Annotated in this window: 15 protein-coding genes; 10 read left to right on the top strand and 5 right to left on the bottom strand. The window is 41.7% G+C overall.

Translation table 11 applies throughout. The annotated features are described in order from the left end of the window. The first annotated feature begins 15 nt into the window (after window positions 1-15). From rplS to B879_RS23420, 8 genes are all read left to right on the top strand, one after another. Window positions 16-381, top strand: a complete 366-nt coding sequence (rplS, locus tag B879_RS06075; RefSeq protein WP_009184277.1) for a 50S ribosomal protein L19 — start codon at window positions 16-18, stop codon at window positions 379-381. A 304-nt stretch (window positions 382-685) separates the two neighbouring features. Beyond that, a complete protein-coding gene (gene gltX / locus B879_RS06070; protein WP_009184276.1) occupies window positions 686-2,224 on the top strand; it encodes a glutamate--tRNA ligase in 1,539 nt (512 codons plus the stop codon). A 13-nt stretch (window positions 2,225-2,237) separates the two neighbouring features. Next, complete coding sequence (locus B879_RS06065; protein ID WP_009184275.1) at window positions 2,238-2,495, top strand: hypothetical protein; 258 nt, start codon at window positions 2,238-2,240, stop codon at window positions 2,493-2,495. Window positions 2,496-2,557: 62 nt separating this feature from the next. Continuing rightward, window positions 2,558-5,320 (top strand): TonB-dependent receptor, encoded by a 2,763-nt coding sequence (locus tag B879_RS06060; protein WP_009184274.1) that lies wholly within the window; start codon window positions 2,558-2,560, stop codon window positions 5,318-5,320. A gap of 28 nt (window positions 5,321-5,348) precedes the next feature. Next, the gene (locus B879_RS06055) at window positions 5,349-6,020 is read left to right on the top strand and encodes an outer membrane beta-barrel protein (protein WP_009184273.1); all 672 of its coding nucleotides are present in this window, start codon (window positions 5,349-5,351) and stop codon (window positions 6,018-6,020) included. A 54-nt stretch (window positions 6,021-6,074) separates the two neighbouring features. Further along, complete coding sequence (locus tag B879_RS06050; RefSeq protein WP_009184272.1) at window positions 6,075-6,656, top strand: NifU family protein; 582 nt, start codon at window positions 6,075-6,077, stop codon at window positions 6,654-6,656. Between the two features lie 71 nt (window positions 6,657-6,727). Beyond that, the gene (locus B879_RS06045; RefSeq protein ID WP_009184271.1) at window positions 6,728-7,798 is read left to right on the top strand and encodes a DUF3810 domain-containing protein; all 1,071 of its coding nucleotides are present in this window, start codon (window positions 6,728-6,730) and stop codon (window positions 7,796-7,798) included. A 115-nt stretch (window positions 7,799-7,913) separates the two neighbouring features. Next, a complete protein-coding gene (locus tag B879_RS23420; protein WP_262481905.1) occupies window positions 7,914-8,039 on the top strand; it encodes a hypothetical protein in 126 nt (41 codons plus the stop codon). Between the two features lie 35 nt (window positions 8,040-8,074). On the opposite strand, the gene mnmC2 is transcribed toward B879_RS23420, so the two are convergent. The 5 genes from mnmC2 to metK all read right to left on the bottom strand — a co-directional run bounded on the left by mnmC2 (window position 8,075) and on the right by metK (window position 12,138). Further along, entirely contained in the window at window positions 8,075-8,761 is a 687-nt protein-coding gene (mnmC2, locus tag B879_RS06040) for a tRNA (5-methylaminomethyl-2-thiouridine)(34)-methyltransferase MnmC2 (protein WP_009184270.1), read from the bottom strand. A gap of 1 nt (window position 8,762) precedes the next feature. Beyond that, on the bottom strand, window positions 8,763-9,245 hold the full coding sequence (gene ispF / locus B879_RS06035) for a 2-C-methyl-D-erythritol 2,4-cyclodiphosphate synthase (RefSeq protein WP_009184269.1): 483 nt from the start codon (window positions 9,243-9,245) through the stop codon (window positions 8,763-8,765). Between the two features lie 147 nt (window positions 9,246-9,392). Next, a complete protein-coding gene (locus tag B879_RS06030) occupies window positions 9,393-10,634 on the bottom strand; it encodes a M16 family metallopeptidase (RefSeq protein WP_009184268.1) in 1,242 nt (413 codons plus the stop codon). Between the two features lie 27 nt (window positions 10,635-10,661). Further along, entirely contained in the window at window positions 10,662-10,871 is a 210-nt protein-coding gene (locus tag B879_RS06025) for a heavy-metal-associated domain-containing protein (RefSeq protein ID WP_009184267.1), read from the bottom strand. 13 nt (window positions 10,872-10,884) lie between these two features. Then, on the bottom strand, window positions 10,885-12,138 hold the full coding sequence (gene metK, locus B879_RS06020) for a methionine adenosyltransferase (RefSeq protein WP_009184266.1): 1,254 nt from the start codon (window positions 12,136-12,138) through the stop codon (window positions 10,885-10,887). 236 nt (window positions 12,139-12,374) lie between these two features. Here metK and B879_RS06015 point away from each other — a divergent pair, with 236 nt between their 5' ends. Together B879_RS06015 and B879_RS06010 are read left to right on the top strand one after the other, a co-directional pair. Further along, window positions 12,375-13,538 carry an AIR synthase related protein gene (locus tag B879_RS06015; protein ID WP_040400325.1) on the top strand — a complete coding sequence of 388 codons (1,164 nt, stop codon included), beginning with the start codon at window positions 12,375-12,377 and terminating at the stop codon, window positions 13,536-13,538. Continuing rightward, window positions 13,538-14,724 (top strand): neutral/alkaline non-lysosomal ceramidase N-terminal domain-containing protein (locus B879_RS06010; RefSeq protein WP_040400324.1); only part of this gene is annotated, 1,187 nt, incomplete at its 3' end. The genes B879_RS06015 and B879_RS06010, both read left to right, overlap by 1 nt.

The following is a 14,724-nucleotide window of genomic DNA, read 5'->3' as shown; positions in this document are numbered from 1 at the left end:
ATAAAAGATAAAGCTATGAGCGAACTACTTAAATTTGTAGAAGCGGAATACAGCGAGGCAAGAGCTAAATTCCCTTCTTTCAAGGCTGGCGATACCATTAACGTTCACGTAAGAATCGTAGAAGGTAACAAAGAAAGAGTCCAGCAATTTCAAGGAACTGTAATCCAAAGAAAAAACCCCAATACCAACGGTGAAACCTTCACAGTAAGAAAAGTATCCAACGGTGTGGGTGTGGAAAGAATTTTCCCTATCCTTTCTCCTTCCATCGAGAAAATCGAGTTATTGAGAGAAGGTAAAGTGAGAAGAGCGAGATTGTTCTACTTGAGAGGCCGTCAAGGAAAGTCTGCCAAAATCAAGGAAAAAATCAGACACCGCAAATAAGATCAACCGCATCTTATGCAAAAAAGGGAATCCGAATGGGTTCCCTTTTTTGGTTATTGCTCAATTGTAAAAAGAATTCAATGTAACAAAACCCACAATTAATCCATCCCGACATCCGAAATCTCCCTTTGTACTTTTTCCTTGGCTCTTACTCTACCCTTAAATTCAAATTTACGCAGCTACGTTACTTTAGCAATATCTTAGAATCCAGGTTAAAATTTATTATCTTTGCACCCTGATTTTCAGCAATCCTTCCAACCATTTCAAAGCTAAAAGGGTTGGATTACAGAAGTAAAAAACCAACATGAACAGAGAAGTACGTGTACGTTTTGCCCCCTCACCTACCGGGGCACTGCATATAGGAGGGGTGAGAACCGCCCTGTACAATTACCTTTTTGCCAGAAAAACCAATGGCAAATTTTTATTGAGAATAGAAGATACCGACCAAACCCGATTTGTGCCGGGGGCGGAAGAATATATCAAGGAAGCCCTGGACTGGCTGGGAATAAACCCTGATGAAAGTCCTTGGAATCCCGGTGACTGTGGCCCATACCGACAGTCCGAACGTAAACCTATGTACATGCAATATGCATTGGACCTGGTAGAAAAAGGACATGCCTATTATGCATTTGACACGGCTGAAGAATTGGATGCCATGAGGGAAAGGTTGACCGCCGCAAGAGTGGTTTCACCTCAGTACAATTCCATCACAAGAACACAGATGAAGAACTCCCTGACCTTGCCTGAGGATGAGGTGAAGGCGAGACTGGCTTCCGGCGAACCTTACGTGATCCGCATCAAAATCCCCAGAAAGGAAGAGGTAAGATTGAATGACTTAATCCGTGGATGGGTGATGGTACACTCCTCTACCTTGGATGATAAGGTTTTAATGAAGTCAGATGGTATGCCCACCTATCACTTGGCCAATATCGTGGATGACCACTTGATGGGCATCACCCATGTGATCCGTGGGGAAGAATGGTTACCTTCTGCGCCTTTACACGTATTGCTCTACAAGTATTTTGGATGGGAAGATACTATGCCCCAGTTTGCCCACCTGCCTTTACTATTAAAGCCTGACGGTAATGGAAAGCTCTCTAAAAGGGACGCCGACAAGCAAGGTTTCCCCATTTTCCCTATGGAATGGACAGACCCGAATTCAGGAGAAAAAGCCATGGGCTTCAGAGAGCAGGGATACCTGAAAGAAGCCTTGATCAACTTCCTGGCGTTTTTGGGTTGGAATCCAGGTGATCAAAGGGAGATGTTTTCTTTGGAAGAACTGGTGGATGCTTTTTCCATTGAGAGAATTGGCAAATCAGGCACAAAATTTGACATCAATAAGGCCAAATGGTACAATGAACAGTACCTGAGAGCTAAATCTGATGAGGAACTCGCTGTGTACCTGATGGCTGATCTTGAGCAGGAAGGTATTCAAATAGAAGGTGATAAGGCAGTACAAATAGCCCATATCATGAAAGAAAGGATCACTTTTTCCGCTGACCTCTGGAAAGAAGGGAAGTTTATGCTGATTGCCCCCACAACATTTGATGAAGCTGTTGCGTCTAAAAGATGGAATCAGGATGCTGTTACCGTCCTTAATGCCTATAATGAAAAATTAACTGCATTTTCGGGAGTGCTTAATCCTGAAACAGCCAAATCCCTGCTCGAAGCAGCAGCTGAAGAAAATGGTATTAAATTGGGCAAGGTTATGCAGGCCGTAAGGTTAGCAACCACAGGAGTAGGTGCCGGCCCTGACCTTATGGCTGTATTCAGCATCATCGGCAAGGAAGAACTCAGCCAACGTATAACTTTCGCGCTAGCGCATCTTTCAATTCAACCATAAATCGAACAAGGAAATGGCCAAAAAACCTAAAAAAGAAGAAACCCCAAAGGTTCACAAAGACCTGGAAGGCTTTAAAATGAATATTGATTCTTTTGGGGAGATTTCCAGTACCTTTTCCATTGACAAACTCAACGAATTCCTCAATAAAAATGTAGAGGATAAAAAATTGAAAGACAGGGAAGATATTGATGAAATCAAGGATAAAAAAGAAAAAAACAATAAGCAAAAGCCGGCTACAGTGCCGGCTTTTTGTGTCTATATTAAAAATTAGCATCAATAATTACTTGGAGATCATGAAAATACCTATATTTCCACTTAATAATTAGTAGAAACATGAAGACTTTCTTTATCACATCCATTTTTATTTTCTGCTCATTTTTAACTTTTGGGCAAACTGGAACCATTTCCGGAACAGTCACAGATGGTGAAACCGGTGAACCTCTCCCTTTTTGTAATGTTTTTATCAGCAATACCACAGTAGCCACGACAACGGACTTTGATGGCAATTACCTCCTTGAAAACGTGCCAGAGGGGGAATTCGAAGTGGGCTTTTCTTTTATCGGATATCAAGCCCAGCAAAAGGCAGCATCCATTCGTCCTGGGAGCAAATTAACTTTCAGTATAAGTTTGATGCCATTAGTTCAGGATTTGACTGATGTGGAAATCAAAGCTTCAAGGGATAGGGCTTGGGAGCGAGAACTCAGAAAGTTCAAATCTTACTTTCTTGGTAATGATGAGATGGCTGCCCAATGTGAAATTTTAAACCCATGGGTAATTGATTTTCCGGATGACAATAAAAATAACGATTTCAAAGCCATAGCCTACCAGCCCATTGAAATTGAAAACAAGGCCTTAGGTTATTTGCTGACTTTTGACCTTAAAGCCTTTCAGTTTACCCCCAGTTATTACATCATTTCAGGAGCTACCAGGTTTTCTGATCTAGACGCTCCCGATGAAAAAACCAAGTCGGAATGGGAAAGTAGAAGACTTGACACTTATCTGAAGTCTCCTGCCAATATGTTCAGGGCCATGATTATCAACCAGCACAATCAGGAAGGCTTTTTTCTCTATGGAGATAAGGTCGGCGGATCAGAAAGCAGGAACCTTAGGTCTGATGTTTTTGCCAATGAACTGGGCAAATCCGTCGTCCCTTACCAACCGGAAAACCTGGTTCAAGCAGGGAGAAGGCCAGGAGAATACCGAATCCTAATGAAAGGCAGGATTGAAATCCACTATGAAAAAGGCTATAGTACGGTAAACACCTATAAAGATGCCCCTTATCCCATTTCTTGGCTGGAGGTGAATGGTAACTATGTTCAGGTCAATTCCAATGGGATGATCTTAAATCAAAAGGATGTGATTTTTTCGGGGGATATGGATAAAAGTAAGATTTCCAAGCTATTGCCTTTAGACTACCAACCCAATCTGACAGGAAGGAATAATGTGCAGTTGGCCAAAGATGCCTACAGCATGCAGGAAAGGGTTTACCTTCACACTGACCGTTCTTTTTATTATTCTGGAGACCAGGTATTGTTCAAAGCCTATTTCAATTATGCCCGTCCTGAAATGAAGAGGGTGCTGAGCAATATCCTCTATGTGGAATTGATTTCTTCTGAAAGGGACATGATACTTCAGAAAAAATTCAAAATAGAAAATGGACAGGCTATTGGAGATATCACCCTTCCCGATACACTTAATCATAAAAACTATTACCTAAGAGCCTACACACAATGGAATAGGAATTATGGTCCAGATGCCTTTTATGTACAGCCCCTACCTGTTGTCAGCCCATTTGATAGGATCAGTGGTGAAGTTGAAAAATCAGAGCCCACTGAGATTCAGGTTAAATTTAGCCCTTCAAAAATCTCTTTGGGAAAAAGAGAAAAAATATCTGTTGAGCTAGCCGTCCAAGACCAGAATGGAACCCCCCTGGCCTCCAACCTTTCCATAGCGGTTAGGGATGGTTATTTTGCCCCCGATTTAACCTCAAAAACAAGTATTCAAGAAGTACTGGGAATTCAAGAAATACCTCCCCATATCACCACCGAAAAGTTTACTTATGATTTGGAAAGGTCTTGGAATGTTACGGGAAGATTTTATAATGAAAAAGGCAAGCCAAGTGCAAGTCCTTTCACGGTTTATTTCAACAATTTTGAGGGTATGCTTGAAATGGAATCTGATAAGGATGGAAACTTCACTTTGGAAGAAATGGAGTTTTATGGCCCGATGGAGTTTGCATTTATCGCTACAGACAGAAAAGGCAAAGCCTTTGGTAATTTTGAATTGGTGGAAAGTTTAAACCCACCTTTTTATGTACCGGAACACCTCCAACTGCCTAAAATTTCTACAGTAAGTACGCCCATATTCAGTGGATTAAATGACGAGGCAAATATGATCCCCTTAGAACAAGTTACTGTAGAAAAGGAAAAAGAACAGGGAGCATCAAGGGCAATTTATGGTACAGCAGATTATATTGTTACAGCAGATAAACTTAACCGAAATGGCAGTATCATGGACCTATTGATGAGTTTAAGAGCTCAGGTTCCAGGCATGTCTATGAATACCAATATGGAAATAAGGATTCGGGGAGGTGCTACTTCTGCGAGCCTTTCCATGGAGCCCTTGGTGATGATCAATGGCACGATAATGCCGTCCACCCCTGGCGTCCGTGCAGCAGATAACATTGCCTCCATCAACCCCAATGATATTGACAGGATAGAGGTAGTCAGTAGAACAAGTTCAATGATGGGTGATTTGGGAAGAAACGGTGTGATCGCTGTATATACCAAACAAGGCTTTAATCAATCATCTCTTTTGGGTGGGACGCCGGGTCTGGTCAGTATGATCATTGATGGTTTTGGCATTCCGACCAATTTTATGCCTTTTGACCATGATAATACCGAAGAAGTATTAGAATTAGATCAAAGGGTTACTTTATACTGGAACCCTTATGTGGTAACCGATTCAGAAAGCGGCAAATTCACTTTTGAATTTTTCAGTAATGACAGTGAAGGGCCAAAAATCATAGAGGTTGAGGGCTTAAGTATTGATGGGAAACCTATCCGAGCCACTTATTTACTGCCTTTTGGACAGTGATTCCAAAATCTATCCTTAATTTTGTCTCATGCATAGCAAAGCTATTCCTTTCACCTTTTTTCTTTTAGGGCTGGCCCTGATTTTTGAAGCTAAGGTTTTGGCCCAAACCAGTGTGGGTTTGAGAGGAGGAATCAGCAGTTCAGAGGTCACCTACCGTTATCAGTTGGGCAGACCACCCGTGTTCACATCAGGGGTGAGGCATAGCACTTTTGCTTTTGTCATAGAACATTTCGGTCAAAAAAATGCAGGCATACAGCTGGAATTACAGCGGATAACATTAGGCTATACCCAAGAAAACGAATTCCAGCAGGTCAATCAAAGTGATTGGGAATATTTGAAAGTACCTTTATTGTCCAATTTTTATTTTGGGAACAAGGGCAGGTTTCACATCAAACTAGGCCCCCATTTTGGTTACCTGATGCAGGCCAAAGATGTACGCCGGGAATTTGAAGGTGATGAAACTTTTCTCCCGACTTATGGCCAACCTGAGGATGACCCACGCCGCATCATGTATGGACTTAACTTGGGTGCAGGGCTTTCCAAACTTTTTGGCAAGAGTACACTGGCAGGGGATGTCCGACTTGCCTACGAATTCGGAAGACCTGAATCCTTGGAAAGGATATTTGACATGAATACTACCACTTTAGAAATCACATTAACTTACCTTTTCCAAATTCGAAAAGGAAAATGGCAAGATTAGAGGAACTATTCCAAGTGTTTCAAGGTATATTAGAAAAAACCAAACCTGATCATTATGCTTCAAGCGCAAAAGAGACCCGTTCATATTTACATGGAAGCCAACCCCAACCCAAACTCTTTAAAGTTTGTGGTAAATTTCATGTTGGCTGATGATGGCATCAGTTTCGATTACCCAAACCCTGAAAGCACAGAAAATTCTCCCTTGGCCAAAGAGCTATTCAATTTTGCAGCCGTAGAGCGGGTTTTCATAGCTTCCAATTTTGTCACTGTGACCAAAAATGAAGAAGTAGAGTGGCCTGAAATCCAGGATTTCGTCAGAAATCATATCAAGCAATACCTTGAAACCGGGAAAGCCCCAGTCAACGTTGTTTTTGACAAGGATCCATTATTTGATGAAAATGACTCCGAAACAGTCAAAAAAATCAAGGGGATTTTGGACGAATATATCCGCCCAGCTGTTGAACAGGATGGCGGCGCCATCGTTTTCCACAGTTTTCAGGATGGGGTGGTGAAAGTCTTGCTGCAGGGAAGCTGTTCAGGATGTCCCTCCAGTACTGTTACCTTAAAAGCCGGTATCCAAAACCTTTTGACTAGAATGCTCCCTGAGGTAAAAGAAGTACAGGCAGAAGGCGTTTAATAGCAAAGAATCATATCTGAAAAAGGAAAGTCTTTTCCGGCTTTCCTTTTAATTGTAAAACCATTTTTAATGTGCTAAGAGGAAATTGGACCTGGGCAATTCTTGGATTATTGAGCATATTTGTCAGGTATCTAGCCGTAAGATTTCCTGAAAAAACAGAAGAACTTTATTCCAGGACCATTTTTCCTGGCATCAGGAATCTCATCGACCTTAGTATTTCCCGTTTACCCTTCCCCACCGTGTATATTTTTGTGGGTACGGTCGTGTTGGTCTTTTCCTTTTTCATTTACCACTTGCTTCAGAAAGTAGGTTGGAAGGATAAGCTAGGTTACAGTATCCGGTCATTATGCAATGGCTTAGGGGCTTTAGTTTTCTTCTTTTTGATTTTATGGGGCTATAACTATCAGCGCATTCCCATATTTGAACAGATTGGGATGAAACCCGTTGCCCTCACAATGGAACAGGTACAAGCTGAACTGGATTTGACAAGAAATATCCTGAACCAACTCAGGTACAACATTGAAGAGGATACAGTGGCCATTGAAGCCATCATGCCTTATGATGAGTTAGAGCGCATGGTACGGTCCAATATGCGGGAGAACCTTTACCTCTTGGGCTTAAACTTTACAGGTGAACCACGTACCAAGCAGTTCTTCCCAGCAGGTTTTATGCGGCGCATGGGCATTTTGGGCATTTACTTTCCCTTCACCGGTGAAAGCTACATCGACCCAACCTTGCATCCTTTAGAAAAGCCTTTTACCATAGCGCACGAAATGGCCCATAGCTATGGTGTCACCGACGAAGGGGAAGCCAATTTTATCGCTTGGGTGATTTGCTCCAATTCCGATGACCCACTCTTACAATATTCCGGTCAACTCCGCTTGCTCAGGTATCAAATGAATGATCTTTTCCGCATGTCAAAGGAGCAATATGGGGAATTTTTGAAAACCTTGCCCAGAGGCATCAGAAATGACCTGATATCTATTCAGCAGGCTAATGAAAAAATCAAGCCCTTCAATCTGGAAATCAGCAGAAAATCCAATGATCTTTTCCTTCGCACCCAAGGTGTAAAGGCTGGAGTTGCCAGCTACCAACAACTGCCGATGCTGGCCTATGCCTGGAGAAATAGTTTGAATGAGTGATTTTTCCGAATATAAAAAAGAATCCAACAACATCAGCTATCTAGGTACGGGATTTTACCTGGAAGAGGCCACCACCATTTGAGCGCCAAGGAAGGGAATTATCAGTGAAATGAAAATGGAAAACGGGATAAAGGGTAGTAGTATTTCTTTTGATGCCTCAGACAATTTCGTTGAAATATATCATGAAGACGGCACTTTCACCAGATTGGTCGTGCTGAAATCTGGATCAGAAAAGAAATGAGCAAAAAGGAACTGAAGCGCCTGGAATCCGAATAATCAAATGGGCAGCCAGGCCCTTGTCATTTCTTTTTTTCCTGGAGGACCAGGTAGGGTTTCGACCTCTAGTCCAAGCTCTTTGAGGTTTCTTTTCAATTGGCCCTGCGCACAGTAAGTCACGAAAACTGCCCCTGGATTCATGGCATCTACTACCTTGTCAAGACTTTCTTTGGTCCACAGCTCTGGCTGCTTACTCGGTGCAAATGCATCAAAAAACACCACATCGGCAGGGTACAATACTGACTCTTCCAAAGTGGTTTTATCCTTTTTCATGTTGAAATACTCGGATACGATGGCACCTTCATTCCAAGGGGCCTCATGCAACATGTGAAAATAGGGCGCATAGTGATAAATCGAAGTATCCACCTCAGTATAGTTCAATTGGCCATACACTTCCTTTTCCAAGGGAAAAGGCTCTATGCTGTGATAAAGTAAGGGGACTTTGTATTGTTCCGCCCAAACTAAGCTCAACCAGGCATTTAATCCTGTACCAAAACCCACTTCAAAAATTCTGATTGGGAATTGACTAGGATTTCGAGCTGCCCAAGCTTCTAATCCATAAAGCATGAAAACATGCACCGATTCCCTATATGCTCCATGAAATGAATGATATGTCTCATTTAACTCTGGAACAAATAAGGAATGGGAGCCATCCTCAGTGGTAATGATTTTAACTTCTCTGGACATTTTATTTTTTATAAATCAGGGCAACACAATAGGCCGAAACCCCCTCTTCTCTGCCTACAAAGCCCAACTTTTCAGTAGTAGTGGCTTTGATGGATATGGCACCCTCTTCTACCCCCATTACTTCAGCAAGACAAGCTTTTATCGCTGGAATATGGGGATTGACTTTTGGCAATTGCAAGCAGACAGTGGAGTCAATGTTCCCTACTTCATATCCTCCTTCCCTAATCAGCTTCATCACTTCGCGCAAAAGGATTTTGCTATCAATTCCCTTGTATTTGGGGTCTTTGTCAGAAAAATGATACCCAATATCACGCATATTGGCAGCACCCAAAAGGGCATCACAGATCACATGGATCAATACGTCTGCATCGGAATGGCCCAAGGCCCCTTTTTCATGTTCCAGTTTGATCCCCCCTAACCAAAAATCTAAGCCTTCATGTAACTGATGCACATCATAGCCAAAACCAATTCTGAAGTTATTCATAACGCTTTAATATTCTTTACGGTTTGAAATTAGATACAAGAGGAAAGAACCAAGAGTCAAGACAAGATGCAAGACATAAGACCTAATTTCTTCATATCCATAAATACCCCAATATCTATTGCAAACTTATTTCTTTTTTATTCAAAATTATTTAGCAACAGCCTTATAATAAACTGTTGAAGCATTCTCCTCTTTGAGAATCTCTTTTCCCCAATCTAAAATGCTTTCAGCTGGTATCTGTGTTTTCTTCTCATAGCTGGTTTGGTACAATTCAGGATCTCCCAAATGCGCATAATAGGCTAAACTCATGGCCCGGTTCAACAATTGAACCGACTCATATGTTTTCATGGCTTCTGCCTGGTTTTTTACTTTGGTGAGGGTATCTCCGGGAATTATGGACTCAAGAAACTCCTGTACTACCTCATCTAGTGCATTTTCGGCCCATTCAGCAGTTTGGCCTTTTTCCATCTTACCGGAAAACACCAATAATCCAGGATCTACTGTTCCGAAAATATACGCCCCAATGGAAGCAAATATATTCCCGTTTTTAACAAGTTTTTGTTCCAAAATAGAAGAACGCCCAAAACCCAGAATATCAGTGATTAAATCTGCTTGCAAATACCCTTCCTTCAATTTACCTGGCATATGGTAAACCTTGTAAAGGGCATCTGTAGGCACCTCTGACTCCACTGTAAGAACTTTTTTAGCTTTTTGAGGCATTTCTTGGGAGATGGTCTTTTTAGGCATACTGCTGCTGGGAATATCCCCAAACCATTTCTTTGCCAAAACTTCCACCTGATCGAAAGTTACATCTCCAGCAACTACCATGATTGCATTATCAGGCCTGTAATGGGTGAAGTAAAACTCCTCTACATCCTCCTTGGTATAGTTGACGATATCTTCAATGTCTTTCCCAATGGTCGGCCATTGATAGGGGTGTATGTCAAAAGCCAATCCCCTGATATGGTGAAACACATCACCATAAGGTTGATTCAGATAGCGCTGCTTGAATTCTTCAATAACTACCTTTCTCTGTGTTTCAATGGTTTTCTCACTTAAATTAAGCTGCAGCATTCTGTCCGACTCCAGCCAAAAAGCAGTCTCAATATTAACTGCAGGAAGCGTGATGTAATAGTTGGTAATATCTGTATTGGTAAAGGCATTACAAGATCCTCCTACCCGCTCAAGTGCCGTATCAAAAACGGGTACATTTTTAGAACTCCCAAACATGAGGTGTTCAAAGTAATGTGCCAGACCCGTCTTTCCAGGGATTTCATTCCTGGAACCTACCTTGTACAGGATATTGAGCACAGCCATCTTGGTGCTATGGTCTTCATGGACCAATACTTCAAGGCCATTATCCAATACAAACCGTTGATAGTTGATCATAAATCAGACTTAAGAAATGGGTTCAGCTTAAGCATCTATGCTTTCCCCTTTGTAACCCGCCTTTTCCAATGCCAATTGGATTGTTTCTTCTTCAACATCTCCTTCCACGGTCAATATTCTTTCAGGGTGGCTTAAATCAACTTTCCATGCATTCGGTACCACCTTATCCATCTCAAGGGTGATAGCAGCTACACAGGCTCCACATTTAACATTGGTTTTAAATTGTATTTTCTTCATATCAAGGTTTAATTTACAAACCAAATTCTTTTTTGATGGTATCTACATAATCCAGTTTTTCCCAAGTAAAGAGTTCAACTTCAAAACCTAAATCTTTACCATCAGGCGTTTTAAATGTTTTAGTGATCACCTCATTTTTCCTGCCCATATGGCCATAGGCTGCAGTTTCTTCATAAATGGGATTTCTAAGTTTGAGTCTTTGTTCAATGGCATAAGGTCTCATATCAAAAATATCTTCCACCTTTTTGGCTATTTGTCCATCACTCAAATTAACCTTGGAAGTACCATATGTGTTCACATAAATACCCATGGGTTTGGCAACACCAATGGCATATGATACCTGTACGAGCATTTCATCGGCAACACCTGCGGCAACCATGTTTTTGGCAATGTGCCTTGTAGCATAAGCCGCTGAACGGTCCACTTTTGACGGGTCTTTTCCTGAGAAAGCACCGCCACCATGTGCCCCTTTTCCACCATAAGTATCTACAATTATTTTTCTGCCGGTCAGCCCGGTATCTCCGTGTGGGCCACCAATGACAAACTTACCGGTGGGGTTGATATGATAGGTGATTTTATCGGTGAACAAAGCCTGGTTATCTTGCTTTAATTGGGCCTTTACCCTTGGTATCAGGATATTGATCATATCCTCTTTTATTTTTGCCAACATCGTAGGTTCATCAGCAAAATCATCATGTTGTGTGGAAATTACAATGGCATCAATCCTTTGTGGTACATTATCATCTGAATATTCAATGGTCACTTGGGCCTTTGAATCAGGTCTCAAATATTTTATCTCTTGGTTTTCCCTCCTCAAAGCAGCTAATTCCTTAAGAATCATGTGAGAAAGATCTAAAGCCAAAGGCATATAATTATCGGTCTCTTTGGTAGCATAACCAAACATCATTCCTTGGTCACCTGCACCTTGCTCTTCCGGATTGCCCTTGTCTACTCCCTGATTGATGTCCGGTGATTGTTCATGAATGGCAGAAAGCACCCCGCATGAATTACCATCAAACATATACTCTCCTTTAGTATAGCCAATTCGGTTGATCACTTGACGGGCAATTTGCTGTACATCCAAGTAAGTATCTGACTTCACCTCTCCTGCAAGAATAACCTGCCCGGTAGTCACCAGGGTTTCACAAGCAACTTTCGAATTGGGGTCAAAAGCCAAAAAATGATCAATCAAGGCATCTGAAATCTGATCAGCAATTTTATCTGGGTGTCCTTCAGATACTGATTCTGAAGTAAATAAATAAGGCATATAATAATAGGTTTAGTCCTTTTCCAAACGGTGTGTAAAAATACAGTTTACAGGGGAAATAAAAAATTGATTTACACCATCCATATTTTGAAAGTCACATAATGAAGTTAATCCTTAGGAATACAGAATGAAGCAAGGATAGTTTTAAAATTGCGCGTCAAGCTTTGGCATATTTTCTTCCAAAGCCCCGTTAAATCCTTAACTTTGTTTGCAATATGACCAATTCAAGCCCCTCCATGAACGAAAGGTATATGCAAAGAGGTGTATCTGCCTCAAAAGAAGATGTGCATCAGGCCATCTCCCAATTGGATAAAGGACTTTTCCCCAAAGCATTTTGTAAGATAGTTGAGGATACCTTGGGCAACGACCCTGAATTCTGCAACATCATGCATGCAGATGGCGCAGGCACCAAATCCTCACTAGCTTATATGTATTGGAAAGAGACAGGTGATTTAAGTGTTTGGAAGGGCATTGCCCAGGATGCGATCATCATGAATATGGATGACCTACTATGTGTGGGTGCCATCAATAACATCTTGGTTTCCTCAACAATTGGCCGAAATAAAAACCTTATCCCAGGAGAAGTGATCTCCGCTTTGATCAATGGTACTGAGGAAGTTTTACAAATGCTTAGAGACCATGGGGTCAATGTGGTATTGACAGGGGGTGAAACAGCAGACGTGGGTGATTTGGTACGTACGGTAATTGTAGACAGCACGGTAACCTGCAGGATGCGCAGGGATGAAGTCATTTCAAATGACAATATCCGGCCAGGGGATGTGATTGTGGGCCTTGCTTCTTTTGGACAGGCCACCTATGAAGACTACTACAATGGAGGTATGGGATCCAATGGACTGACCTCCGCAAGGCATGACGTCTTCCATAAGCTTTTAAAAAATAAATATCCTGAAAGTTATGATGCAGCGGTTCCCGATGCGTTGGTTTACACAGGCAAATATAACCTAACAGACCCAGCACCCGGTCTTCCGGTCGATATGGGTAAATTGGTTTTATCACCGACAAGAACCTATGCTCCTATCATGGTGGATGTATTGAAGTACCTTAGGCATAAAATCCACGGTATCGTACATTGCAGTGGTGGTGCCCAAACCAAAGTACTTCATTTTGTAGACAGCGTGCACGTAGTAAAAGACAATCTTTTTGAAACGCCTCCTTTATTTAAAATCATCCAAGAGGAAAGTGGTACCGACTGGAAAGAAATGTATAAAGTATTCAATATGGGACACCGCATGGAGATTTACCTGGAAGAGCGGTATGCTGAAGAGGTGATCGATATTGCCGAAACTTTAGGAGTTGAGGCCAAGATCATAGGAAGAGTCTTGCCTTTTGAAGGCAAAAAGGTTACCATTCAGGGTGCTCATGGTACTTTTGAATACTGATGAATCAGAATAAGCTTTCCAAATCCACGATTCAAAAAATATTCAGGCTACTCGCATGGATTCTGAGTATATTATTTTTTTTATTGATGGCAGTTTTTACAAGAGTAGATAGAAGGCCTTATCAGGAAATGGGGTACTACCATGAAACCATGCAAAGGCTGGAGAATTTATCCTTTGAGGCCGATCAGGGAAATTTCTGGAAAGCAGGCTGGTCTAAAGTAAATGCCACTCCCAATCAACCGGCAAAATTAGCAGGATACCGTCCCCGTGGCACCTATGAGTTTGTCCAAGATAGCAGCTATATCCGCGCTATCGTATTAGGAAACGAAAATAAAAAGGTGGTCTTTTTGAATTACGAACTGATGATTATTCATCCCCACCTGAAGGAAAGGATTATTCATAAAGCCCAGCAATCGGGACTCGCCATTGACCACTATTACTTTACAGCTACGCATACACACAGTGGCATGGGCGGCTATATGCCCGGTTTGATCGGGAAGTTTGCATTTGGAGGGTTTGACAAAGCATTAATCCATTTTTGGGAGGAAAAAACACTGCTTGCCATACAAAGTGCCATTGAAAAAATGGATGCCGTAAATTTGATCTACAAGAAAACCAACACCGAAAATCTTTTAGCCAACAGGTTAATCCCAGATGATCCCGTAGATCCCTTTGTACGACAGTTGATCTTTGTCAAGAATAATGGACAAAAGGCTACACTCCTGACATACAATGCACACCCAACCATATTGGATAGAAAGTTCATGGGACTATCTGGAGATTACCCCCATTACCTATCCAAAAACTTAGAAGAAAGCTATGACTTGGCCCTATTTGCTGCAGGTACCATGGGGAGCCATAAACCTATATCTGGCGGTAAATCAATCACTGACGTGGAACAATACGGCAGGATTTTATCGAGGCAACTTACAGAACAACCATCGAAATCCGATACCTTAAAAGCCCCTGGCCTGACCCCACTGTTTTTACCATTGGATTTAAGAAAAGCACATTATCGAATTGGAAAGAATATTAGAATAAGACCTTGGCTTTTTAATCTGTTGTTGGGAGACACCCACCCACATTTTGATATCATCAAACTGGACAATACATTAATTATCAGTTCCAGTGGTGAAATTTCAGGTGTTTTCATGAAAAAATGGGAAGAGGAGGCCCGGAAAAGAAA

This window comes from Cecembia lonarensis LW9 (assembly GCF_000298295.1).
GTDB classification, from domain to species: Bacteria; Bacteroidota; Bacteroidia; order Cytophagales; family Cyclobacteriaceae; genus Cecembia; species Cecembia lonarensis.
The sequence above is the reverse complement of the archived record's forward strand: the minus strand, read 5'-3'. Positions and strand labels throughout refer to the sequence as shown.

What these genes read in the sequence shown, in the direction of transcription:
- rplS (WP_009184277.1), top strand. Translation starts at nt 16, where the DNA reads ATGAGCGAACTACTTAAATTTGTAGAAGCGGAATACAGCGAGGCAAGA.
- gltX (WP_009184276.1), top strand. Translation starts at nt 686, where the DNA reads ATGAACAGAGAAGTACGTGTACGTTTTGCCCCCTCACCTACCGGGGCA.
- B879_RS06065 (WP_009184275.1), top strand. Translation starts at nt 2,238, where the DNA reads ATGGCCAAAAAACCTAAAAAAGAAGAAACCCCAAAGGTTCACAAAGAC.
- B879_RS06060 (WP_009184274.1), top strand. Translation starts at nt 2,558, where the DNA reads ATGAAGACTTTCTTTATCACATCCATTTTTATTTTCTGCTCATTTTTA.
- B879_RS06055 (WP_009184273.1), top strand. Translation starts at nt 5,349, where the DNA reads ATGCATAGCAAAGCTATTCCTTTCACCTTTTTTCTTTTAGGGCTGGCC.
- B879_RS06050 (WP_009184272.1), top strand. Translation starts at nt 6,075, where the DNA reads ATGCTTCAAGCGCAAAAGAGACCCGTTCATATTTACATGGAAGCCAAC.
- B879_RS23420 (WP_262481905.1), top strand. Translation starts at nt 7,914, where the DNA reads ATGGAAAACGGGATAAAGGGTAGTAGTATTTCTTTTGATGCCTCAGAC.
- mnmC2 (WP_009184270.1), bottom strand. Translation starts at nt 8,761, where the DNA reads ATGTCCAGAGAAGTTAAAATCATTACCACTGAGGATGGCTCCCATTCC.
- ispF (WP_009184269.1), bottom strand. Translation starts at nt 9,245, where the DNA reads ATGAATAACTTCAGAATTGGTTTTGGCTATGATGTGCATCAGTTACAT.
- B879_RS06030 (WP_009184268.1), bottom strand. Translation starts at nt 10,634, where the DNA reads ATGATCAACTATCAACGGTTTGTATTGGATAATGGCCTTGAAGTATTG.
- B879_RS06025 (WP_009184267.1), bottom strand. Translation starts at nt 10,871, where the DNA reads ATGAAGAAAATACAATTTAAAACCAATGTTAAATGTGGAGCCTGTGTA.
- metK (WP_009184266.1), bottom strand. Translation starts at nt 12,138, where the DNA reads ATGCCTTATTTATTTACTTCAGAATCAGTATCTGAAGGACACCCAGAT.
- B879_RS06015 (WP_040400325.1), top strand. Translation starts at nt 12,375, where the DNA reads ATGAACGAAAGGTATATGCAAAGAGGTGTATCTGCCTCAAAAGAAGAT.